The sequence below is a fragment of the Streptomyces sp. NPDC057694 genome (assembly GCF_042799415.1).
GTDB lineage: Bacteria > Actinomycetota > Actinomycetes > Streptomycetales > Streptomycetaceae > Streptomyces.
This window is the reverse complement of record NZ_JBHVIX010000036.1, coordinates 63,024-84,721: the sequence shown is the minus strand read 5'-3', so window position 1 is coordinate 84,721 and position 21,698 is coordinate 63,024. Positions and strand designations below refer to the sequence as shown.

The 21,698-nt window shown below is 70.0% G+C and carries 21 protein-coding genes; 13 read left to right on the top strand and 8 right to left on the bottom strand.

Annotated elements, in window-relative coordinates; translation table 11 throughout:
• Positions 1-398 precede the first annotated feature (398 nt).
• The 3 genes from ACFVDP_RS40875 to ACFVDP_RS40865 all read left to right on the top strand — a co-directional run bounded on the left by ACFVDP_RS40875 (position 399) and on the right by ACFVDP_RS40865 (position 4,151).
• Entirely contained in the window at positions 399-1,514 is a 1,116-nt protein-coding gene (locus ACFVDP_RS40875; protein WP_383501919.1) for a GlxA family transcriptional regulator, read from the top strand.
• Between the two features lie 184 nt (positions 1,515-1,698).
• Positions 1,699-2,916 carry an epoxide hydrolase family protein gene (locus tag ACFVDP_RS40870; RefSeq protein ID WP_383501925.1) on the top strand — a complete coding sequence of 406 codons (1,218 nt, stop codon included), beginning with the start codon at positions 1,699-1,701 and terminating at the stop codon, positions 2,914-2,916.
• 89 nt (positions 2,917-3,005) lie between these two features.
• Positions 3,006-4,151: a glycosyltransferase gene (locus ACFVDP_RS40865; protein WP_383501917.1), complete on the top strand. Its 1,146-nt coding sequence runs from the start codon at positions 3,006-3,008 to the stop codon at positions 4,149-4,151.
• 64 nt (positions 4,152-4,215) lie between these two features.
• Here ACFVDP_RS40865 and ACFVDP_RS40860 read toward each other — a convergent pair whose 3' ends face one another.
• Positions 4,216-5,250 (bottom strand): esterase-like activity of phytase family protein, encoded by a 1,035-nt coding sequence (locus ACFVDP_RS40860; protein WP_383501922.1) that lies wholly within the window; start codon positions 5,248-5,250, stop codon positions 4,216-4,218.
• A gap of 246 nt (positions 5,251-5,496) precedes the next feature.
• Positions 5,497-6,414, bottom strand: a complete 918-nt coding sequence (locus ACFVDP_RS40855) for a LysR family transcriptional regulator (protein ID WP_383501914.1) — start codon at positions 6,412-6,414, stop codon at positions 5,497-5,499.
• 375 nt (positions 6,415-6,789) lie between these two features.
• Between ACFVDP_RS40855 and ACFVDP_RS40850 the strand changes: the two genes are divergently transcribed.
• From ACFVDP_RS40850 to ACFVDP_RS40820, 7 genes are all read left to right on the top strand, one after another.
• Positions 6,790-6,945, top strand: a complete 156-nt coding sequence (locus ACFVDP_RS40850) for a hypothetical protein (RefSeq protein WP_383501911.1) — start codon at positions 6,790-6,792, stop codon at positions 6,943-6,945.
• 159 nt (positions 6,946-7,104) lie between these two features.
• Entirely contained in the window at positions 7,105-8,070 is a 966-nt protein-coding gene (locus ACFVDP_RS40845; protein ID WP_383501908.1) for a glutamate ABC transporter substrate-binding protein, read from the top strand.
• Between the two features lie 5 nt (positions 8,071-8,075).
• Positions 8,076-8,723, top strand: coding sequence for an amino acid ABC transporter permease (locus ACFVDP_RS40840; protein WP_383501905.1), 648 nt, complete (start codon positions 8,076-8,078; stop codon positions 8,721-8,723).
• Positions 8,720-9,637 (top strand): amino acid ABC transporter permease, encoded by a 918-nt coding sequence (locus ACFVDP_RS40835; RefSeq protein WP_383501902.1) that lies wholly within the window; start codon positions 8,720-8,722, stop codon positions 9,635-9,637. The genes ACFVDP_RS40840 and ACFVDP_RS40835 overlap by 4 nt, the downstream gene beginning before the upstream one ends.
• 73 nt (positions 9,638-9,710) lie before the next feature.
• Positions 9,711-10,466, top strand: coding sequence for a class II glutamine amidotransferase (locus ACFVDP_RS40830; RefSeq protein WP_383501899.1), 756 nt, complete (start codon positions 9,711-9,713; stop codon positions 10,464-10,466).
• Between the two features lie 32 nt (positions 10,467-10,498).
• Positions 10,499-11,047 (top strand): sigma-70 family RNA polymerase sigma factor, encoded by a 549-nt coding sequence (locus ACFVDP_RS40825; RefSeq protein ID WP_383501896.1) that lies wholly within the window; start codon positions 10,499-10,501, stop codon positions 11,045-11,047.
• Between the two features lie 152 nt (positions 11,048-11,199).
• Positions 11,200-11,742: a helix-turn-helix domain-containing protein gene (locus ACFVDP_RS40820; protein WP_383501893.1), complete on the top strand. Its 543-nt coding sequence runs from the start codon at positions 11,200-11,202 to the stop codon at positions 11,740-11,742.
• 23 nt (positions 11,743-11,765) lie between these two features.
• On the opposite strand, the gene ACFVDP_RS40815 is transcribed toward ACFVDP_RS40820, so the two are convergent.
• Entirely contained in the window at positions 11,766-12,224 is a 459-nt protein-coding gene (locus ACFVDP_RS40815) for an SsgA family sporulation/cell division regulator (RefSeq protein WP_383501890.1), read from the bottom strand.
• Between the two features lie 230 nt (positions 12,225-12,454).
• Here ACFVDP_RS40815 and ACFVDP_RS40810 point away from each other — a divergent pair, with 230 nt between their 5' ends.
• Entirely contained in the window at positions 12,455-13,522 is a 1,068-nt protein-coding gene (locus tag ACFVDP_RS40810) for a terpene synthase (RefSeq protein WP_383501888.1), read from the top strand.
• 18 nt (positions 13,523-13,540) lie between these two features.
• On the opposite strand, the gene ACFVDP_RS40805 is transcribed toward ACFVDP_RS40810, so the two are convergent.
• From ACFVDP_RS40805 to ACFVDP_RS40785, 5 genes are all read right to left on the bottom strand, one after another.
• Entirely contained in the window at positions 13,541-14,380 is an 840-nt protein-coding gene (locus ACFVDP_RS40805; protein ID WP_383501884.1) for a carbohydrate ABC transporter permease, read from the bottom strand.
• A complete protein-coding gene (locus tag ACFVDP_RS40800; RefSeq protein WP_383501881.1) occupies positions 14,377-15,732 on the bottom strand; it encodes an ABC transporter permease subunit in 1,356 nt (451 codons plus the stop codon). Before ACFVDP_RS40800 ends, ACFVDP_RS40805 begins: the two co-directional genes overlap by 4 nt.
• 6 nt (positions 15,733-15,738) lie before the next feature.
• The gene (locus ACFVDP_RS40795; RefSeq protein ID WP_383501878.1) at positions 15,739-17,067 is read right to left on the bottom strand and encodes an ABC transporter substrate-binding protein; all 1,329 of its coding nucleotides are present in this window, start codon (positions 17,065-17,067) and stop codon (positions 15,739-15,741) included.
• Between the two features lie 65 nt (positions 17,068-17,132).
• Positions 17,133-18,779 (bottom strand): glycoside hydrolase family 13 protein, encoded by a 1,647-nt coding sequence (locus ACFVDP_RS40790; protein WP_383501875.1) that lies wholly within the window; start codon positions 18,777-18,779, stop codon positions 17,133-17,135.
• A gap of 194 nt (positions 18,780-18,973) precedes the next feature.
• Complete coding sequence (locus ACFVDP_RS40785; RefSeq protein WP_383501872.1) at positions 18,974-20,242, bottom strand: ABC transporter substrate-binding protein; 1,269 nt, start codon at positions 20,240-20,242, stop codon at positions 18,974-18,976.
• Between the two features lie 174 nt (positions 20,243-20,416).
• On the opposite strand from ACFVDP_RS40785, the gene ACFVDP_RS40780 reads away from it, so the two are divergent.
• Positions 20,417-20,932 carry a PadR family transcriptional regulator gene (locus ACFVDP_RS40780; RefSeq protein ID WP_383501869.1) on the top strand — a complete coding sequence of 172 codons (516 nt, stop codon included), beginning with the start codon at positions 20,417-20,419 and terminating at the stop codon, positions 20,930-20,932.
• Positions 20,929-21,696 (top strand): ABC transporter ATP-binding protein, encoded by a 768-nt coding sequence (locus ACFVDP_RS40775; protein WP_383501867.1) that lies wholly within the window; start codon positions 20,929-20,931, stop codon positions 21,694-21,696. Before ACFVDP_RS40780 ends, ACFVDP_RS40775 begins: the two co-directional genes overlap by 4 nt.
• Positions 21,697-21,698 lie beyond the last annotated feature (2 nt).

Genomic DNA, 21,698 nt, shown 5'->3' with positions numbered 1-21,698 from the left:
GTACAGGAACGGCGGCTCGGACGTCGCGTCCACGAACGCCTGCGCAGCGGGCTCCAGAGCGATGTTACGGGGATTACCGGCCATGGAAGGCTCCTTGTCGGTCATGGCATGGGTCAGTGAGCAAACTGTCGTGATGTATCGGCGGAAAACACTCGTATCAGGGCCGGGGTCATGCGAATCAGGACAGGTGCGGCGGGAATGCGTCTTCGAGGTTCGGTCCGGCGGGCAGGGTCCGTCACGTGCCGATGACGGCGAGGGCCCTCATTTCCAGCGCTGGAGAAGCCCGGCGACCGGCGCCGTGACATCATCACCTTAGAAGGAATTTAAGTGACACGTCAACAACTTGTGATCGCCAGAGATAATTGACATGTCACTTAAATGCTTCTTAGGATCGCGGCATGGACGGCTTGAACCCGGTTGCGGCCACGCATCGCAGGATCGCCATGTTGGTGGTGGACGGCGTGTCGCTGATCGACGTCGCCACTGTGTCGGAACTGCTCGCGGACGCATGCCGTCACGGTGGTGTCTACGACCTCGTCGTCTGCTCCCCCGACGGGAAGGACATCGCCACCCGCAGCGGCCTCCCGCTCACTGTCGCGGCCGACGCCCATGACATCGGCCCGGTGGACACGGCGGTCCTCCTCGCCGGGGACGACCTGATCCACCACCTGCCCACCCGTGAGCACATTTCGGCCGCGCGGCACCTCGCGGGTCAGGCCTGTCGGCTGGCCACCACGGGCTCCGGGCCCTTCGTCCTGGGCGCCGCCGGACTGCTGCACGGGCGCCGCGTCACCACGGACCGGCGGTACGCCCACCTCCTCCAGGAACTGCATCCGTCGGCGCAGATCGTCTCCCAGACGCCCCTCGCCACGGACGGCGGTCTCCTCACCTCGGCCGGCGAGGGCGCCGCGAGGGCACTGGCCCTGGCCCTCGTCGACCGGGACCGGGACGACGTGACACGCCACAGCGCGGGCCCGGGATGCGACCTGACGCCGGATCAGCGTGCGGGGTACGGGACGGGCGCATCCGAAACGGCGTCCGTTCCGGTCAACCCCCTGGTCCGCGAGCTCACTTCGCAGATCGTCGCCGACCCCTGCGCACAGAGTTCGCTTTCCGACCTGGCCGCCAAGGTGGCGGTGAGCCCGAGACATCTCGCCCGGCTGTTCCAGGAGGAACTGCACACGACCCCGGCCAAGTTCGTGGAACAGGTCCGTTTCGACACCGCCCGCCGACTCCTGGACAGGGGACTGTCCGTCACGGACTCCGCCTTCAGGTCCGGCTTCGGCAGCCTGGAAGCCCAGCGGCGCGCCTTCACCAACCGGCTGGGCGTGTCACCACGCGCATATCAGAAAAGGCTCAAGTCCGGCCCACCCGCCGCCTTGTCGCCCGTGCCGCCCCTGCTCCCTGCGGCGTCCGCCGAGCCACAGGGCACTCGCCGCGCCATGCGCCGGCCCCCATCCGACCCACACCGCCTGCGGGCCTACCGCGGCGGCCGCTTGACGGCCTCCGGCTGAGAGCGAGCCGCCGCGACGTGGTGCCGCAGTCCCTTATCCCTTCACTTTCCATACTTACGGAGAGACCGTGTTCAGAGGATCACACCCCGCCGCATCCCCCGCGGCCGCCATCGAGCAGGCGCCGCAGGGGAGCAGCCGCCGTGGCTTCCTGCGGACGACCGCGTTCGCCGGAGCGGCGTCCGCCCTGTCGGTCGGCCTCGGTGTCGGCGCCCCGCAGGCGCAGGCCGCGACGGTCGCCGGTCTGACCCTGCCGCCGGCGGGCAAGGACATCGAGCGGTTCAACCTTCGCGTGCCGCAGAGCGCGCTGAACGACCTGCGGCGCCGGCTGGCCTCGGCGCGACTGCCCGAGGCCGAGACGGTCCACGATGTCTCGCAGGGCGTGCAGATCAACCGGCTGCGCACCCTCGTCGACTACTGGCGCACCCGCTACGACTGGCGCGACCTGGAGAACCGGCTGAATAAGCTGGGGCAGTACCGCACCGAGATCGACGGTCTGGGCATCCACTTCCTGCACGTCCGTTCCCCGCACGCGAACGCCCTGCCGGTCATCCTCAACCACGGCTGGCCCGGCTCCTTCGTCGAGTTCCTGGATGTCATCGGCCCGCTCACCGACCCGACCCGGTACGGCGGCAGCGCCCGCGACGCCTTCCACGTCGTCATCCCCTCCATGCCCGGTCACGGTTTCTCCGACCGACCCGGCCAGACCGGCTGGGACACCACACGCATCGCCGCCGCCTGGGTCGAACTGATGCGGCGTCTGGGGTACGACCGCTACATCGCCCAGGGCGGTGACTGGGGCGGCTCCGTCACCACCCAGATGGCCAAGCTGCGTCCGTCCGGGCTGCTCGGCGTCCACCTGAACCTGCCGGAGTTCATGCTGACCAACACCCCCCTCGGGGACAGCACGCCGGCGGAACAGGCGGCCATCGCCCAGCAGAAGGTCTTCGGCGCGCAGGGCTCCGGCTACTTCCAGGAACAGGGCACGCGCCCGCAGACCGTGGGGTACGGACTCGCCGACTCCCCCACCGGACAGGCCGCCTGGATCTACGAGAAGTTCACCGACTGGACGGACAGCAACCACCGCCCCGAGCACGTGCTGGGCTACGAGCGCATGCTCGACGACATCACCCTGTACTGGCTCACCAACACCGGTGCGTCGTCGGCGCGTCTGTACTGGGAGTTCTACCAGGACAACCACGACCTGACGGTGCTGGACCTGCCGGTCGGCGTCAGCGTCTTCCCCGCGGAGCTGGTGCGCACCCCGAAGGTGTGGGCGGAGAAGGCCTACAAGGACCTCGTCTACTTCAACGACGACATCAGCGCCGGCGGCCACTTCGCCGCGTTCGAGCAGCCCGGGATCTTCACGAAGGAACTGCGGGCCTACGCCCGGCTCGTGCGGTGACGAAAGGTCCCGGCCCAGCGACACCACGCGGGTGCGCCGGGGCGGGACCTGCACACGTATGAACATGTTTGAGCATCTAGACTGGCTTTATGCGTATTCTCTTTTCCAGTACTCCGGCACATGGTCACCTGCTGCCGCAGCTTCCCCTCGCCCGTGCGTTCCGTGACCGCGGTGACGACGTGGCCGTGCTGACGGCGGCGTCCTATGCGTCCCTGGTCGCCGCCGAGCGGTTCGAGCTGCTGGCCGCAGGACCGGAGATGCCCGTCCTGCTCGCCGAGTCGCTGCGCCGCACCGGCGCCGACGCCGCGACCGAGCCCACTCCCGAAGCCGTGGCGGAGCTCTTCGCCGGCGTCCGCATCGACCTCAGCGCGGACGAGGCCGTCGCCGCGGCGCGCGGCTTCCGCCCCGACCTGATCGTCTCGGAGGCGACCGACTTCGTCGGCCCGTTCGTCGCCGCCGCGCTGGACGTCCCGCTCGCGAAGCTGGCTCTCGGCCCGCACCTTCCCGACGAGTTCAGCGAGGTCTTCGACTCCGTCGCCGAGGCCCGCCACAAGAAGCACGGCCTCGCCGTACCGACGCCCCTCTGGCACCTCGACCCGTGCCCCCAGCTGTTGCAGACGCCGGGCTGGCAGCAGCCGCAGGGCTGGACGCCGCTGCGCCCGGAGGCTCACCGCGGCCCCGATACTCCCGAGCACGTCGGGACCGCGGCCCCCGGTGCGGCCCCCGCCGCCGGATCCCGGCCCAAGGCCCTGCTCTCCTTCGGTACCCACTTCGCCCAGCCGGAGGTCCTGCGGCCGCTCGTCAAGGCGCTCGCGCCGACCGTCGACGTCCTCGCCACCCTCGCCCTGACCGCGACCGACGAGAACGTCGGCAGCGACCTGGACCACGTGGAGGTCACCCGGTTCGCCCCCCTCGCGGAGCTGCTGGACGGCATCGCCGTGGTGGTGACGCACGGCGGCGCGGGGACGACGCTGGGCACCCTGGCGCGCGGGCTGCCCCTGGTGGTCGTGCCCCAGGGCGCCGACCAGTTTCTCCAGGCGGCGGCCGTCACGAGCTCCGGCACCGGCATCGCGGTGCTGCCGCCGGCCAACGACCCGGAGATGGTGGCCAAGGCGGTGGCGGAGGTGCTCGGCAATCCCGAGTACCGCGACAACGCCCTCCGGGCCGCGGCGCAGATCGCCGCCATGCCCTCGCCCCGTGAGATCGCCGACCGACTGGCCGACGAGCTGAGCTGACCCGGACGAGGCGCACGCTCGTGCCCACCGCCTTCACGCGACGGTGGGCACGAGCGGGCAGCGGTCAGATGCGCGTCGTCAGCCGGTACAGGCGGGTGACCTGGGTGGCGTTGCCGTTGTCGTCGCTGACCAGGAGCAGGCGCAAGCGGCCGTCGTGGGTGCGGCCGAGGACGGTGACGCCCTCGATGTTGTCCAGCAGCGGGTTCGGCTGGGGCTGCTGGGCGGTGGCCCCCAGCGAGGGACAGTCGGCGATGTCGGCGAGGAGGGTGGTTCGGGCCGTCCGGACAGGAGAGCCGGCGCTGACGGTGGTGACGTCCCGGACGTCGGAGGCGCGTGCCAGGTCGGCCAGGTAGAGACGGACGGTGTTGCCGACGCCCGCGGTGAAGCCGCGCTCCACGACCAGCAGCCGGCCGTCGCCGGTGGAGGCGATGTCGGAGATGTTCAGACCGGCGTCGACCCGCATCGCGTACTGGGCCGCGGGGCGGAACTCGCCCGAGCCGCCCGTGCGGCGCCATGTCTGCAAGCGGCGCACACCGCTGTCGTCGCCGGCCAGGGCGCCTTCCATGGAGGCGACCAGGGTGTGGCTGCCGGGCAGCAGGGCCAGCCCCTCGAAGGTCTGGTTGGCGGTCGCCCGGCCCGCCGGGGCGATCCGCAGGGCAGCCGGGGTGTCCAGCCGGCCGAGGTACCTGCCGGAACGGCTGAAACGTACGACGGAGGGCTCGGTCTCCGAGGCGATCAGGCGGGTGCCGTCACGGTCCACGGTCACCGCCTCGGAGTCCAGCGGCTGTCCCGCACCGTCGGCGAGCTGACGGACGGTCAGCGGACGCAGGGTACGGGAGTCCAGGGTGTACAGGGACGACTCGTCCCCCACGGCGAGCAGCCGTCGTCCGCCGGCGTCGACCGCCAGGCCGGACAGCTCGCCCACCTGCGCCCCGGCGAGCGTCGTCTTGTTCAGCGCGTCCGAGAATCCCGTGATGTCGGTCGAGGGGGAGCAGGACCGGCCGCCGGTCCACGCGGACGACGACGCCGCCGCCGGTGCCGACGCCGCCGCCGGTGCGCCGAGAGCGAGGGGCGAGGCCGCGAGCAGGGCGGACGCCATGAGGGCGAACGGACGCAGAGGCACGGAGAACTCCTTCGAGTCGATGGGGTGTCTTCAAGCGGGGCACCACCGGTGCGCGCGACGCTCGCCACGTGGGCCATGTGCGGCTGAGGGGGGTGAGCGGGCCACGTTGCCCGCCGCGTGAACACACCGAGAGTCACCGGCCGCTCCACGAGTGGTGCGAGAGTACACGACCACCCGGACACCACAGGGTGCACACCACAGAACGTCAGGGGTGTGTGGTGTTCATGTCTCCGGGAATCCGTCCTGCTCGAAGGAGCGGGCCACCGCACGCGTCTCCTCCAGAGCCGCCTGGACCGCCGAAACGCCTGCCATGTCGGGCCACAGCAGGGCGTAGGTGTGCCGCAGCGGCCAGGGGCGCAGCGGGCGACGGACCAGGCCCGACGCCAGATGCGTGTGCAGGGCCATATCGCTGACCAGGCTGACGCCGAGTCCGGAGGCGACCAGTGCCTGGATGGCGCTCACGTCGTCCACGCTCGCCACGATGGACGGCTGGAAACCCGCCGTGGCGCAGGCGGCCAGGAAGCGGTCCCGGAAAGTCTCCATCACCCAGGGGTAGTCGGCGAGATCGATCAGGTCGACCGTGCTCTGTGCGGCCAGCGGATCGTCCTCCCGCATCAGCACGCAGCGGCGGTCCCGCATCAGTTCGGTCCGCAGCATGGCGCCCTCGCCCTCGGGCAGGTCATCGCCCTCCCAGTTGCACAGCAGTCCCAGGTCGACCTCGCCGGACCGCACCATGCGGCGCGCGTCGGCGGGTTCGGCCTGCACCACCGTGACCCGGACCTCCGGATGCCGGGCACGCAGGCGCGCGACCAGTTCGGGCACCAGCGTCACGCAGCTGCTCTGGAAGGCGGCGATGCGTACTAGCCCGCTGCCCCGTGCCAGAGCCAGGGCGACCTCCTGGTCCGCAGCCCGCAGGGTCGAGAAGACGGCGTCCGCGTGGCGTACGAGGACTGCGCCTATCTCCGTCAGGCGCAGTGCGCGTCCCGCCTTCACCACCAGCGGTGCGCCCACCGCCTGTTGCAGGCGGCGCATCTGGTAGCTGACGGCAGGCTGGGTGTATCCGAGCGACGAGGCGGCCGCCGTGTAGGAACCCGTTCGTGCCACCTCCTTCAACACCCGGAGCTGATGCACGTCCAACATGCCGTAACCATAAAGGAATTCGATGTGTGGCAAAAAATATCCCCGTTGGACACGGCCTCCCGAACACCGGTCAAATGTTGTGCACCGCAAACCGTTCGTCCGCTCTCCCTCTGTAAAACGTCCGCTCTCCCCCTGCAAACAGGAGCTCCGGTGGCCTCGATCGCCCGGCCCGACAGTGCTGCGCACCCCGCAGCCGGCCGCCGTGCGGTGGGGCTCGCACAGGTCCGGGGCCGAATCCTCCGGTACCGCGTAAATGGCCTGAAGACGACCTCCGGAGGTCATATACGTGTCACCGGAGTGACTCGTTCCGCAGGGTGGGAGCATCCCGGTACGTATCCACGCCGACACCGGCACGGTCGCCACACCACCATGACCGTGGTCACACCTGAGAGGGTCGCCTCCGAGGTCGCCGACCGCGTAGTGTTCATGGACGGAGGCCGTGTCCCCGAACTGGCCCCGCCCGACGTGCTCTTCACCGCACGCGGCAATCAGCGCACTGCCGACTTCCTGTCGAAGGTGCTCAGACGCTGACCGCCGGTGCCATCCCCTGGTCACGGTCCGCGAGACACCCTGTGTCCGTCCGGTCCGTCCCCTGACGTGCCGCCGCCCCGCCTAGCTCCCCCGCCGATGGGGCGGCGGCACCCCCCGTCTCGTCCTCCGCGCTGTACGTCCCCCTACTCGGAGACCCTCATGTCGCTCACGACCAGATCGTCGCGCCGTACCGCCCTGAGCAGCACCGTCGTGCTGCTCACGGTCTTCACCGCAGCTCTGGTCACCGGATGTTCCGGCGGCTCCGGTGGATCGGCGAAGGTGCCGGGCGCACCGGCCGGCTCCACCGCGGCCGGCACAGCCGGTTCGGACTACATCGACCGGTTGCTGGCCAAGGAGAAGCCGGCCGACGCCTCCCTGCTGCCGGCCGGCTCCACCGCCGCGGCCGTCAAGAAGCGGGGCACCCTGGTGGTCGGTGGCACCCAGACCGCGGCCCTGTTCTCCCTGCTCGACCCGACCACCGGCAAGGTCGAGGGCTTCGACGCCGCGCTCTCCCGCCTGCTGGCGAAATACATCATCGGCACACCCCGCACCAAGCTGGTCAACGTCACCGCCACCACGCGCGAAGCCCTGCTGAAGAACCACGCGGTGGACGTCGTCCTCGCCACGTACACCATCACCCCCGAGCGGGCCAAGGTGGTCAACTTCGCCGGCCCGTACTACGAGGACGGCCTGGCCATCCAGGTGAAGAAGGACGCCGACATCACGTCGCTGAAGGACCTGGCGGGCAAGACGGTCACCACCGAGTCGGGTTCCACCGCGGCGTCCGTCCTCAAGGCGAAGGTGCCCTCCGCCAAGGTGCAGCTCTTCGACACCAACACCGAGTGCCTCCAGGCCCTGCGCCAGGGCCGCGCCGACGCCTACGTACTCGACCAGGGTGTGCTCGCCGGCAACGCCGTCACCAGCCCGGACGTCAAGGTTCTGGCTCAGAGGTTCAGCACCGAGCCCTACGGCATCGGACTGCCCCTCGACCGGCCCGACTTCAAGAAGTTCGTCGACGACTGGCTGCGGAAGATCGAGGCCGACGGCACCTGGGCGCAGGTCTGGAAGCACACGATCGGCACCCGCGTGCCCGGAGCGGTGCCGGCGCCGCCGAAGATCGGCTGACTTCCGTGGACGTCATCACCTCACACCTCGATGTGTTCGGCAAGGGGCTCCTGGTCTCCCTGGAGATCAGCGCGTGCACGTTCCTGCTCGCGGCGGTCGCCGGGGTGCTCCTGGCGGTCTGCCGGATCAGCCCGGTCGGCACGCTGCGGCTCTTCGGCCATCTCTACGTGAACATCGTCCGCAGCGTGCCGCTGCTGGTCCTGCTGACCCTGTTCGTCTTCGGGCTGCCGGAAATCGGGGTGCTGTACCCGCTGTTCTGGACCGTCGTCACGGCGATGGGGCTGTACTGGGCGGCGTTCTTCTGCGAGACGGTACGCGCCGGCATCCGCGCCGTGCCCACGGGCCAGATCGAGGCGGCCCGGTCTCTCGGTATGACGTCCGGCCGGACGTTCGCGCACGTCGTCCTGCCGCAAGCCCTGCGCCACGTCCTCCAGCCCCTGGCCTCCCTGCTGATCGCGGTGGTCCTCAACTCCTCCCTCGCCGCCGCCGTCGGCGTCACCGAGGAACTGACCGGGCAGACGGTGCTGCTGGACCAGCAGTACGCCCATCCGCTGGCGACCTTCGGGGTGGCCGCCCTGTGCTACGCCCTGTTCACCCTGGGGGTGGGCCGGTGGGCGACCGCGCTGGACCGGCGTCTGGCGGTACGGACATGAAGACCGCCTCCGCGCCACGGCCCACCGACGCGCCGCCTGCCCCGTCGGCCGCCGGCCCGCCGGCCGCGCACCGCCGCCTCGGCCGGTTCGCCGACGACGACGATCTGAAGCTCTTCGACACTCCCGGGCCGCGGGCCCGCCGCCGCGCCGCACTGGCCACCGCCCTGTCGCTCCTGCTCTTCGCGGCCCTGGCCGCCGTCGCGCTTCGGCAGTTCGCCGTGCACGGCCAGCTCTCCGCGGACAAATGGGATCTGTTCTCGCAGTGGCCGGTCATCCGCTACCTGCTGACGAGTCTGTGGGCGACCGTAGAGGTCACCCTCGTCAGCGCGGTGATCGCGCTGCCGGTGGGCGTGCTGCTGGCCCTGGCCCGCCTGTCGTCCAGCCCGCTGCTGAGCCGGCCCGCCGGCTGGTACGTCGAGGTGCTGCGCGCCGTCCCCCTGCTCCTGCTGATCTACGCCTTCCTGCTCGGCCTGCCCGAGATGGGCCTGCGACTGCCGCTGTTCTGGCAGTTGGTGTGGCCGATCGTGCTCACCAATGCCGCCGTGTTCGCGGAGATTTTCCGGTCGGGCGTGCGAGCCCTGCCGGTGGGGCAGAGCGAAGCGGGATACGCGCTGGGCCTGGGGCACTGGCAGTGCCTACGGCTCGTCGTCCTTCCGCAGGCCGTGCGGCAGTCCGCGCCCGCGCTGGTGAGCCAGCTCGTGCGCCTGCTGAAGGACAGCACGCTCGGCTATGTCGTCAGCTACCTGGAACTTCTCAACTCCGCCAAGGTGCTCGGCGAGTACAACCACACGGTCATCCAGAGCTACCTGGTCGTGGCGCTGGTGTTCGTCGTGGTCAACGTATCGCTGGCCGCTGCCGCCGACGGCCTCCGGCGCCGGCTGGGCGGACCGGGCACGAGGGCCGCGGCCCGCTAGAGCGTCCCCGGCGGCGCGTCACCGACGACGAGCCCGTACGAACGGCAGAACTCACGAAAGGGCGTACCCGGACATGTGTCGACTTCTCGGTGTGGTCTCCCGCAGACCCACCGCTCTGGGTGATCTGGTCGCCGAGGACATTGATTCCTTCCTCGCCCTGGCAGGTGAGCACGCGGACGGCTGGGGTGTCGCCCACCGCACCCGCGACGGTACAGCCGTGGACATCGCCAAGGGCACCGCCCGCGGCGACACCGATCCCCGTCTGCGCGGCCTCCTGGCCGACACCGTCACCGACGCGGCGCTGCTGCACCTGCGCATGGCCAGCCAGGACTTCCGGGTCGCGGCCGGCAACACCCATCCCTTCGGCGACCGCCGGTCCGCCTTCGCACACAACGGCGACTTCGACCCGGCGAGCGCGCTCGACGATGTCATCGGCCCTCAGCTGCTCGCGACCGCCGTCGGAGACACCGACAGCGAACGCTTCCACCTGGCGATCCGGCGCCGCTGGGACGAGGGCATGAGCCCGGTGAAGGCCGTCATGGGGGCCGCTGACGACATCCGGTCCCTGGCCAAGGGGTTCGTGAGCCTCAACTGCCTCCTGCTCACCCCCGACGGCCTGCTGGCCTACACCGAGCACGACCCGGATTCCGCGGTCATCGCCCGCCGGGGTCCCGACTACTTCCGACTGCACTACCGCGAGGACGACGGCAGCGTGGCCGTCGCTTCCACCGGCTGGCCCCAGCCCGCCCCCCGGTGGACACCGTTGCCCGAGCGCTGCCTGCTGGAAGTCGTTCCCGGAACCTTGACGGTGACGGTACACGGCGGTTAGCGCGCTCCCACCCGCGACCTCAGGACCACAGCATGAAGACGACCGCGCACTCCCGAGCCGCGACATCACTGCGTTCGCACACCTATGTGTACACCCTGGCCAGCCAGCACCGTAAAGCGCTCGTCGCCTATGCCGAGCGGCTCCTCGCCGACCGCCACCTGGCCGAGGACATCGTCCAGGAGGCCCTCATCCGAGCCTGGAACCACGGGGACAAGCTGCGCAGCGGCGGGGGTTCCGTGCGCGGCTGGCTGTTGAAGGTGACGCGGAACCTGGCGATCGACCGGACTCGCAGCAGTTACGTCCGCCACGAGACCGTGACGGAGGACCCTGGTGACGGAGACACCTGGCAGCCCGACCATGCCGATGTGACGCTGGCGGCCATGGAGGCACACGCCCTGCTGCGGACGCTGAGCGCCGAACATCGCGCCGTCCTCACACATGTCTATCTGTCGGGACACACCTTGCGGGAGACCGCCCAACTCCTCGACATACCCGTGGGAACGGTCAAATCCCGCCACCATTACGCGCTTCATGCCTTGCGGGACAGGGGCACGGCGTTTGAATGGGAGCGCGAGCGATAGCAGTTGCTCACTACCGAAGAGCTGAGGGGATAAACTCGGATTCACACATTCTCGGCAGGAAAGCCGGCGCACGGCGGTCGTAACATGCGTTGACGCAGTGACTGTTGACACATGAGCGGCGGCAGATGGCGGTCGGCGACGACACGTGATGGATGGCGATGATCGGCAGTCGACTTCGGTGCATGCGTGTCGCGAGAGGCCTCAGTTTGCGCGCTCTGGCCACTGCGGCCGGGGTGTCGCCCACTCTTCTGAGTCAGGTGGAGCGGGGGGTGACCGAACCGAGTCTTTCGACCTTACGCAAACTCGCGGAGGTGCACAGCGTGGCCATGGCCGACCTGTTCGCCGACGACGAGAGCGCGTCGGTGGCGGTCAGCCGGCCCGGCGAGGGCGCGACAGTGCAGCCACCGCCCGGCATCGTCCGCTACGAGCGGATCGCTGCGTCCCGCGGGCGCCTTGAAGTACTGCGCGCGGTGCTACAGCCCGGCGACGTCACCAGTGAGGAACGGAGCAGTCGGCCCACGGTGGAGTGCGCCTACGTGCTCGCCGGCACACTCAGCGCAGAGATGGCCGAAGGGGTCCGTACCGTGCGGGCCGGTGAGGCCGTGACCTTCGGCTACGGGCTGGCGCACCGCTATCTGAACGAGACCGACGCCCCGGTGGAGTTCTTGCTCATGGCGAGCCCGTCGGTGTTCTGACCCCCGGTGTTCTGGTCGCCGGGTCAGTTCCCCAGCAGACTCGCCTCCAGTGCCCGCCAGTCGACTAGATCGCTCTCACTGCCCGAGGGCACCAGCTCGTACGTGGCGTCGAGCCAGCTCTGTATCGGGAGCAGGTCCGCCTCGAAAGTCACATGGCCGGCGGGCCGGTCGAGGCTGAAATAGAGACACCGGTCGGCGTCTTGATGCGCGCCGGAGGACCACACCCGGAAGTCGCCCTCACCGCTGGGCCGCGTCATCCCCTGGGCCAAGAGGTCCCGGGCCACCGTCCAGGTCACCGATGTCCTTGGAGTCGGCGCCACGTCGAGGGCCACGGCGAACGGATCGTCCATGCTGTACCGGAAGACGCACGGCACCGTGTGGGGCGTCAGCCGCGTGAACAGGCGGCGCAGAGTGGTGTGCAGCACGGGCCGGCGGACGTCGGCGCCGCTCTCGTGGTCACCTTCCGGTGGCTGGTCGTTCATCTGGATGCTTCCCCTTTGCTTGCCATGGCTGCCTTGTTGTTCGCCATGGTGCGGGCACGCCGACCCCGCTGGCATCCGTCGAACGACCGACCGTGGAGGAGACCGGGGATCGAAAGCCCGGCTCCGGTTCCGCAGCGAGTGCCCGCAGCCGGGCCTGCACGGGAACATTCACACGTATGTCGAACGATATGCTTACCGGAATATGTATGACCAGCAGGGAGGAACCCCCCATGCCACAGGTGACCCCGCTTCCCGTACCGCCTTTCTTCTGTCCGCTTCCCTCCGCGCTGCACCCTGACTGGGAGAAGGTGAACCTGCGTTCCGTGGAGTGGTTGGAGTCCTTCGGCCTCTTCGACTCCGTCCACCAGTACGAACGTCTGGTGGACGCCCGCGTCGGTGAACTCGTCGGCCGGGTGTCCCCCCGGGGCCGGACCGAGGCCATCCAGGTGGTGGCGGACTTCTACCAGTGGTTGTTCGCCTTCGACGACGCCTACTGCGACGAGGGCGCCCTCGGCACCCGACCCGACCTTCTCGTCGTGGAACTGGCCCGGTTCCTGCGGGCTGCGGAGGTGCCGGGCCGGCCGCTGCGGGACGGCGAGACCGGCTACCTCGCCGCACTGCGCGACCTGCGCTTGCGCCTGGAGGAGATCGCCACACCGGCGCAGTTGAACCGGTGGGTGGAAGCACTGCGCGGCTACCTCTACTTCCAGGTGTGGGAAGCGGCCAACCGCAGCAGGGGAGAGATACCGGCCCTGGACGACTACGCGGTGGCCCGCCTGCAGAGCGGAGCCGTGAAGGCGACCATGACGCTCCTCGACGTCGCCGAGGGCTACGAGCTCCCCGCGGCGGACATGGACCACCCCCGCACCCGCGCCCTCACCGAGATGGCCTGCGCCGTCGTCGACTGGGACAACGACATCGCCTCCCACCACAAGGAGTCGCTGCGCGCCGGCGACGGCCAGAACCTCCGCGACGTTCTCGCCCATGAGCACGGGCTGTCCGCACAGGACGCCCTGGAGCGCGCGATCGCCATGCGGGACCGGGTGATGTGCCGGTTCCTCGCGCTCAAGGAGGCGGCCGACGCGGTGAGTTCGCCGGCCGAGCGGCGCTACACCGCTTCCCTGGGCGACTGGATCAGGGCCAACCTCGACTGGCAGGTGTCCACCAACCGCTACCGCAACCCCGGGCAGCCGGTGGCGCTGGCCTCCGGGTTCGCGGCCCGGCCGAGCGACGACTCGGCCGAACCGCTGCCCGTTCCCTCGGTGCAGTGGTGGTGGCACGACGATCTGCTCCGGTAGGGGCCGGGCCCCGGCGGGCTACTTCACTGAGCCCGCCATCACCCCTTGCACGAAGTGCTTCTGGAAGGCGAAGAACACCACGAGCGGCACGATCAGCGACAGGAAGGCGCCCGGGGCCAGCACGTCGATGTTGCTGCCGAACTGCCGGATCTGCGACTGCAGCGCCACCGTCAGCGGCTGCGAGTCGCTGTCCGCGAACAGCAGCGCCACCAGCATGTCGTTCCACACCCACAGGAACTGGAAGATGGCCAGCGAGGCGATGGCGGGCCGTGCCACGGGTAGCACCAACTGGTAGAAGATGCGCCACTCGCCGCCCCCGTCCATCCGGGCCGCCTCCAGCATCTCCTTCGGCATCTCGGCGAAGTAGTTGCGCAGCAGGAACACCGCGAACGGCAGCCCGTACGCCACGTGGAACAGCACCACGCCGGGAATGGAACCGAACAGGCCCACCTGCCCGAAGAGTTTGGCCACCGGCAGCAGCCCGATCTGTACGGGCACCACCAGCAGCGCCACGACGACCAGGAACACCGCGTCACGGCCCCGGAAATCCAGCCAGGCGAAGGCGTACCCGGCGAGTGCCGCGATCACCACGACGAGCACGGTCGTCGGTACGGAGATCAGCACCGTGTTCCAGAACGCATGGGTCATGCCCGTGTTCCGCAGCAGCGCCGAGTAGTTGTCGAAGGACAGCTGACCGGGGTGGGCGAACGACGTCCACCAGCCGCCCTCCGCCGTGTCCTCGGAGGAGCGCAGCGAGGACAAGAACAGCCCGGCCAAGGGGGTGAGCCAGATCAGGCCGACCAGGACGAGGAAGGCCTGCACCAGGCCACTGCTGAGACAACGGCGCACGGCGGTCATCGCTGGCTCCTTCGGAAACGGCGGACGTTGAAGACCATCGCCGGCACCACCAGCAGCAGCAACAGCACTCCCAGGGCGCTTCCCAGCCCCTGGTCGTTGCCGCCGCCGAAGGACACCAGCCACATCTGGGTGGCCAGTACGGTGGCGTCCTCCTGCACCGGGCCGGGCGCGATGATGTAGACGAGGTCGAAGACCTTCATGACGTTGATGACGAGGGTCACGAAGACGACGGTGAGTACGGGGGCCAGCAGGGGCACCGTGATGCGGCGGAAGATCTGCCACTCGTTCGCCCCGTCCATCCGGGCCGCCTCCAGCGCGTCGCGCGGCAGGGTCGACAGCCCAGCACCGATGAGGACCATCGCGAAGCCGGTCCAGATCCACAGGTAGGCGCCGATGATGGCGGGGGTGACGAGGGTCGGGCCGAGCCAGGAGACGCCGTCGTAGGGCTGGGCGAAGTTCGACGCGGGCAGGGCCAGCGTGTAGGAGCCCGGGGCGAGCTTGGTGAAGACGAAGGAACCGTCGGAGCCGGTGGTCGTGGTCGCCACGGACGCACCGTCCTTCAGCACCTGCACCTTCATGCCGGGCAGTCCGCTTTCGCCGGGGTCGACCTTCCCGGGCGCACCCCCGCCGCCGGGGGTGAAGTCCAGGTAGGCGACGCCGCGCAGTTCGCCGGGGGCCGCTCGGTGGGCGGCCGCGGTCGCGGCCGGCCGGGCACCGGACGGCAGGTCCCCGGGAAGGACGCCGACCAGGGGCAGGTCCACCGTGCCGCCGGGCGACGCGGTCGCGCCGGTCCGGTAGGAGCCGTCCTTGCGCTTGACCAGGACCTGGCCGTCACGGGCACGGGCGGTCGGGTACGGCGAGGTGCCCGCGAAGGCGTCGTGCACGGTGACCGTCGCGGCGTTCAGTACGCCCTTGTCGGGGTCCTCGTCGTAGGCGAGCCGGAAGACGATGCCGGCGGCGAGGAACGACACCGCCATCGGCATGAAGAGCAGCAGCTTGAAAGCGGTGGCCCAGCGGATCTTCTCGACGAGCACGGCGAGTACGAGACCGAGTCCGGTCAGCAGGGCGGGGGCGACGACGACCCAGATGACGGTGTTCCGGACCGCCTTGAGCGTAGTCGGGTCGCGGAACATCTCGGTGTAGTTGTCGGTGCCGACGAACCGGGTGCCGGAGGCGTCGAAGAAGCTCCGCCCGACCGAGAACAGCACGGGGTAGACGACGAGCGCGCCGAGCAGCAGCAGGGCGGGCAGCACGAACAGCACGGCGGCCGTGCGCCGCCGCGGCCTGGCCCGGGGCCTGCCCGGGTCCGGGGCGGCGGGGGCGGGGGCGTCCTTGACGAGAGTGGCGGTCATGGCCGATCAGTCCTGGTAGGCCTTGGCCGCGGCGGTCTCCAGCGCGGAGGCGGTGGCCTTCGGGTCGGAGGGGTCGCGCAGGAAGTCCTGGAGGATCTTCCATTCGCCGCTGCCCTTGGTGCCGCCGAACGCCGCCGGTGCCTGGTCGGACATGTCGAAGCGGACGGAGTCGCCCGCGGAGATCAACGACTTGGCGGTGGCCCGGGTGACGTCGTCCCCGTAGGAGTCGAGGCTCAGCTTCTTGTTGGGGGAGAGGAAGCCGCCCTCCCCGGCCCATGCGGCGGCGGCCTCGGGCGAGGCGAGGTATTCGACGAGCTGCATGCCTGCCGAGCGGTGCTTCCCGTCCTTCAGGACCACGGCCGCGTCGCCGCCGCTGACCACCGGGGCCTTGCCGTCGTCGACCGCCGGGAAGGGGAAGAAGTCGGCGTCCTTGCCGATGGTCTTGCCGTACTGGTCCTTGGCGACCCCGGCGACGAAGTCACCCTCGTAGACCATGCCGGCCACCGGCTTCGGCCCGAAGACCTTCTCCACCGAACCGGGGAAGTCGGTGTTGAGGGCCGTCTTCTGCCCGCCGGCGATCAGCTGCTTGTCCTTGAACAGCTCACCCAGGGTGGTGAGCGCCTTGACCACGCTGGCGTCGGTCCACTTCAGCTTGTGCGCGGCGAGGGCGTCGTACTTCTCGGGTCCGGCCTGGGAGAGGTAGACGTTCTCGAACCAGTCGGTCAGGGTCCAGCCGTCCTGCCCGCCGACCGAGAAGGCGGCCAGACCGGAGTCGGAGACGGTCCGTCCGGCCTTCAGCATGTCGGCGTAGGTCTTGGGCGGGGCGACGCCCGCCTGGTCGAGGGCCTGGGGGCTGTACCAGACCGTCGACTTGTGGGCGGCCTTGAAGTACAGGCCGTAGAAACGGCCGTCCACGCTGCCGTAGTTCTTCCACACGTGCGCGAAGTCGGCGTCCACCGTCTTCTGCACGGACGAGGAGAGCGGCTGGAGCCAGCCCTTGCGCGCGAACTGCTGCAACACGCCGACCTGCGGCACCATCACCACGTCGGGCGCGTCTCCGCCCTCTATCTTGCTGCCGACGACGGTGGAGACGTTGTCGCCGGTGGAGACGAACTGGGTCTTGGCGCCGGTCTTCTCGGTGAAGGCGTCGAGCACCTTCTGGAAGTTCGTCTGCTCGCTGCCGGACCAGACCCCGGCCACGGTGACCGTCTGGCCGCTGAGCGACTTGTCACCGCCACCCGCGGAGACGGCACCGCCCCCGCCGCAGGCGGTCGCGCCGAGTGCCAGGGCCAGTGCGGTGCAGCTGGAGAGCAGGGTGGTGCGGCGTCGCATCATCGTTGATGACCTTTCGGGCTTCACGGAGGACGAACAGGAGGGGGAGGAACGGTGCCGGGCGTGGGTCAGCCTTCGGTGCCGTCGGTGATCCACCAGGCGGTCGTAGAGCCGGCCAGGACGCCGGGCTCGCAGGGGCCGCTGGTGAGCAGGGGGACGCCGGAGACCGGCGCGGGGGTGGGGGCGGTGTCGAAGTTGACGGCGCAGACCAGGCCGTCGCCGCGGGTGAAGGCCAGCACGCCGGGCGGGGTGTCCAGCCAGCGCAGCGAGCCCTCGCCCAACTGGGGCAGTGCGGAGCGCAGTTGCAGGCCGTCGCGGTACAGGTGCCAGAAGGAGCGGGTGTCGGCGAGTGCGCGGTCGGTGGCGTGCTCGGCGAACCACTCGGGCTGCGGCAGCCACGGCTTGACGCCCTCGACGCTGGAGGTGAACCCGAACGGCGAGGCCTGCCCCGACCACGGCAGCGGTACGCGGCAGCCGTCGCGGATACGGGCCCGGCTGCCGGTGCGCCGGAAGATCGGGTCGGTGAGCACGTCGTCCGGCAGGTCGACGACCTCGGGCAGGCCCAGCTCCTCGCCCTGGTAGACGTACGCCGCTCCCGGCAGCGCCAGCATCAGCAGTGCGGCGGCCCGGGCGCGGGCCGTGCCGAGGCCGCTGCCCTCGGGCGTGGGTTCGCCGTAGCGGGTGACAGTGCGGACCTGGTCGTGGTTGTTGAGGACCCAGGTGACCGTGGAGCCGGTGCCCGCGATGTCCTCCATGGCCTCGGAGATGACCTTGCGGAAGGCGTCCACGTTCCAGGGGGCGCTGAGCAGGTCGAAGAAGAACGCCTGGTGCAGTTCGTCGGGCCGTACGTAGCGGGCGTGTTCGCGGGCGGTGGGCACGGACACCTCGCCGACCAGGAGCCGTTCGCGGCCGTCGCGGGCGGTGTACTCCTCGCACACCGCGCGCCAGTGCCGCCATACGTCGTGCACCTCGGGCTGGTTCCAGGCGAGGGGGTTGACGGAGTCCCGGGTACGGGCGTCGGCCTCCGGGTCCAGCGAGTCCGGCAGGTCGGGGTGCTTGAACAGCCCGGCCGCGACGTCGATGCGGAAACCGTCGACACCCCGGTCCAGCCAGAAGCGCAGCACCTGGTCGAAGTGGGCGGGCACCTCGGGGTCGCGCCAGTTCCAGTCGGGCTGCTCGGGGGTGAACATGTGCAGATACCACTGGCCGGGCCGGCCGTCGGCCTCGGTGACCCTGCTCCAGGCCGGTCCGCCGAACATGGCGTGCCAGTTGTTGGGCGGCTCGGACCCGTCGGGGCCGCGGCCGTCGGCGAAGTGGAACCGGGCACGGGCCGCGCTTCCGGGCGGCGCGGCGAGCGCCGCCCGGAAGTCGGGGTGCTCGCTGGAGCAGTGGTTCGGCACGATGTCCAGGAGGACCTTGATGCCGAGGCGACGGGCGGCCGCCATCAGCAGGTCGAACTCACCGAGGTCGCCGAAGACCGGGTCGACGTCGCGGTAGTCGGCGACGTCGTAGCCGTGGTCGTGCTGCGGCGAGGGGTAGAAGGGGCTCAGCCAGATCCCGTCGACGCCCAGCTTGCGCAGGTAGGGCAGTCCGGCCCGGACACCGGCCAGATCGCCTATGCCGTCGCCGGTGCTGTCGAGGAAGCTGCGGACGTAAACCTGGTAGATCACCGCGTCGCGCCACCAGCTGCGCGCGTCAATGTTCTTGGGAATCACCCCGGGTGCCTGTCTGTGCGTGGCCGTTGTTATGCATACATGTTAAGTAGGTATGACGCGAAGATGTCAACGGGTGAGTGTACGTTTGCCGGATCGGTGGCGCCGCAAAAAGGGATAAAGGCGGGCAAAATGCCACCACAAAGTTCCTGCCACATACATAACAGGTAACTAGAAGGTGTGCGTTGTGGCTGACGTCAGGGTCGCGTGAGGGCCGACAGCTCGGCACTCAACCGCCGTACCGCCGCCGCCGGCGTCACCCGCCCCGTCAGGGCGTCGTGGACGACCGACTGGATGACCAGACTGACCTGGTCGTACTCGGGACTCTTGGGCCGTGGCGCGGCGGACAGGACCGCGGCGCGCAGCACGGGCAGGTACGGGAAGCGCCGCACCAGCGCGGGATCCTCGTACAGATCGGCGCGGACCGGCGGCAGCGCGCCACGGGTCAGGACCTGCCGCTGCACGGGCGCGCTGGTGAGGTACGCGATCAGGCGCTCGGCGGAGTCGGCGTGCCTGGCATGGGCCGTGACGGCCAGGTTGGAGCCGCCCAGCACGCTGGTGCCCGGCCCGTCGGGACCCGGCAGCCGTACGGCGCCGACCTCGCCCGCCACCGCCGAACCCGGGCGGTCGGAAGCGACGTACGCATAGGGCCAGTTCCGCAGGAAGAGCAGGTGGCCGTCCTCGAACGCCTGCTTGGACTCCTCTTCCTTGTACGTCAGCGCCGCCTTCGGTATCCACCCCTCGCGCACACCGCGCGCGAGGAAGCCGATGCCCTCGCGGGCCGCCGCGGAGTCGACGGTGACCCGGTCGCCCTCGTCGTCCAGCACGGTGCCGCCCGCGGAGTAGATCGCCTCGGTGGCGTTGACCGTCAGCCCCTCGTACGGCAACAACTGGCCCGCGTACCCGTCGAGTCCGTACTTCGGCGCGACGGTCTTCGCCGCCCGCTCCAGTTCGGCCCAGGTGCGCGGCGGCGCCAGTCCCTCCTTGGCCAGGACGTCCTTGCGGTAGAGGAGCAGACCGGCGTTGGTGACGTAGGGCACCGCGTACAACTGCCCCTGGTAGGTGGCGGTGTCGACGACCGGGGGCAGGAAGCTGTCCAGCGCGAACCGGCCGCGCGGCAGTGCCTGTAGCCAGCCCGCGGCGGCGAACTGCGAGGTCCAGTCCACGTCGATGTTGACGATGTCGAACCGGCCGCGGCCCCCGCCGCGCAGGTCGGTCTCCATCTGCGCGTGCGTCTCGTCGGCGGAGTCCGGCAGCTCGACCAGGCTGACCTTCTCGCCGGGGTGCGTCCGGTTCCAGCCCGCGAGAAGCGGCCCGAGATACCCGGTCAGGTCCCCGGCCGTGGCCAGGGTGAGCGGACCGCGCCCGGAGCCGGGCGCGTCGTCGCGCACATCGGCGGAGACATAACCGGACAGGAGCACCACGAAGACGAGAAGGCCCCGGCCGGCGGCGTGTGCCCACCGCATGGGTCCCTCCCAGCTCGACGCGCCGGGCACCTTCGCCGCGGCAGCAGATGCATGTATACCTGTTAGGTATGCGCGATACTAGGGCCTGCGATACATCGGTCACCGGCACCGGTGCGACCGTCCGGGGCCGACCGGTGCACCGGACCCGACACGGAGACGAGGTGGAGAGCGCAAGTGCGGCTGCCTCTCCTGGCCCTGCTGGCGCGCGGACCGGCGCACGGCTACGAGCTCAGACAGGATCTTGAGCAACTCCTCGGCGCCGCGTACCCTCAGCCCAACATCGGCCAGATCTACGTCACTCTCGGTCGCCTGGAGAAGTCGGGGCTCATCGAGGGCGAGCAGGTCGAGCAGTCCGGCCGGCCCAACAAGAAGATCTACCACCTCACCGACGCCGGGCGTGAAGCGGTGCAGGCCTGGTTCGAGGAGACCGCCGAGGAACCCCGGGTCAGGGACGACTTCTTCATGAAGCTCGCGCTGGCCCCGCAGACCGGTCTCGCCGACCAGATCGCCCTGATCAACCGTCAGCGACGCCAATACCTCAACACCATGCGTACTCTGTCGAAACTCGCCGCTGCCGAAGACCGCGACCACCGCATCTCCCAACTGCTGTTCGAAGGCGCCATGTTGCACCTCCAGGCCGACCTCGACTGGCTGGAACGATGCCAGGAAGAACTGGAAGAACCGGGATGACCGCTGGAGCCGAAGCGGGTGCCCCTCCACCCCTGCTCAGGGCCGAGGGACTCACCAAGACCCACTACGGCGAGGGCGCTCCCGCGCACGCCGTGCGCGGCGTCGACCTCACCGTCCGCAGGGGCGAGTTCGTCGCGGTGACCGGCCCGTCCGGCGCGGGAAAATCGACTCTGCTGCATCTGCTCGGCGGACTCCAGCAGCCCGACGCCGGCCGCGTCTGGCTGGACGGTGAGGCCACCGACCGTTACGACGAGGCACGCTGGGCCGTGGAGCGAAGGACCCGTGTCGGCATCGTCTTCCAGTTCTTCAATCTGGTCTCCGACCTGTCCGTCCGCGACAACGTCGAGCTGCCCGCCCTGCTCGCCGGCACCTCCGCCCGGCAGGCACGGACCCGGCGCGCCGAGCTGCTGGCCGAACTGGGCCTGGTCGGCAAGGAACGCAACATGCCGGGGGAGCTGTCCGGCGGCGAGCAGCAGCGGGTCGCGCTGGCCCGCGCCCTGGTCAACCAGCCGGACCTGCTGCTCGCCGACGAACCCGCGGGCAGCCTGGACAGCAGGGGGACCCGGGAGGTGACCCGGCTGCTCACCCGTTTCCACAGCCGGGGCCAGACCATCGTCCTCGTCACCCATGACGCCCGGCTGGCCAGCGCAGCCGACCGCGTCATCAGCCTCTTCGACGGACGCATAGCGGACGACGCCGCACTGGACGCCGGTCCCGGCCACGTCAGGGGCGCGGCGGCCGGCGTTCTCGAGCTGCGGGACTGACC

Excerpts from the sequence above, each read along its gene's own strand:
- ACFVDP_RS40875 (WP_383501919.1), top strand. The coding sequence starts at position 399 with ATGGACGGCTTGAACCCGGTTGCGGCCACGCATCGCAGGATCGCCATG.
- ACFVDP_RS40865 (WP_383501917.1), top strand. The coding sequence starts at position 3,006 with ATGCGTATTCTCTTTTCCAGTACTCCGGCACATGGTCACCTGCTGCCG.
- ACFVDP_RS40860 (WP_383501922.1), bottom strand. The coding sequence starts at position 5,250 with ATGGCGTCCGCCCTGCTCGCGGCCTCGCCCCTCGCTCTCGGCGCACCG.
- ACFVDP_RS40855 (WP_383501914.1), bottom strand. The coding sequence starts at position 6,414 with ATGTTGGACGTGCATCAGCTCCGGGTGTTGAAGGAGGTGGCACGAACG.
- ACFVDP_RS40845 (WP_383501908.1), top strand. The coding sequence starts at position 7,105 with ATGTCGCTCACGACCAGATCGTCGCGCCGTACCGCCCTGAGCAGCACC.
- ACFVDP_RS40835 (WP_383501902.1), top strand. The coding sequence starts at position 8,720 with ATGAAGACCGCCTCCGCGCCACGGCCCACCGACGCGCCGCCTGCCCCG.
- ACFVDP_RS40830 (WP_383501899.1), top strand. The coding sequence starts at position 9,711 with ATGTGTCGACTTCTCGGTGTGGTCTCCCGCAGACCCACCGCTCTGGGT.
- ACFVDP_RS40825 (WP_383501896.1), top strand. The coding sequence starts at position 10,499 with ATGAAGACGACCGCGCACTCCCGAGCCGCGACATCACTGCGTTCGCAC.
- ACFVDP_RS40820 (WP_383501893.1), top strand. The coding sequence starts at position 11,200 with ATGGCGATGATCGGCAGTCGACTTCGGTGCATGCGTGTCGCGAGAGGC.
- ACFVDP_RS40815 (WP_383501890.1), bottom strand. The coding sequence starts at position 12,224 with ATGAACGACCAGCCACCGGAAGGTGACCACGAGAGCGGCGCCGACGTC.
- ACFVDP_RS40810 (WP_383501888.1), top strand. The coding sequence starts at position 12,455 with ATGCCACAGGTGACCCCGCTTCCCGTACCGCCTTTCTTCTGTCCGCTT.
- ACFVDP_RS40805 (WP_383501884.1), bottom strand. The coding sequence starts at position 14,380 with ATGACCGCCGTGCGCCGTTGTCTCAGCAGTGGCCTGGTGCAGGCCTTC.
- ACFVDP_RS40800 (WP_383501881.1), bottom strand. The coding sequence starts at position 15,732 with ATGACCGCCACTCTCGTCAAGGACGCCCCCGCCCCCGCCGCCCCGGAC.
- ACFVDP_RS40795 (WP_383501878.1), bottom strand. The coding sequence starts at position 17,067 with ATGATGCGACGCCGCACCACCCTGCTCTCCAGCTGCACCGCACTGGCC.
- ACFVDP_RS40785 (WP_383501872.1), bottom strand. The coding sequence starts at position 20,242 with ATGCGGTGGGCACACGCCGCCGGCCGGGGCCTTCTCGTCTTCGTGGTG.
- ACFVDP_RS40775 (WP_383501867.1), top strand. The coding sequence starts at position 20,929 with ATGACCGCTGGAGCCGAAGCGGGTGCCCCTCCACCCCTGCTCAGGGCC.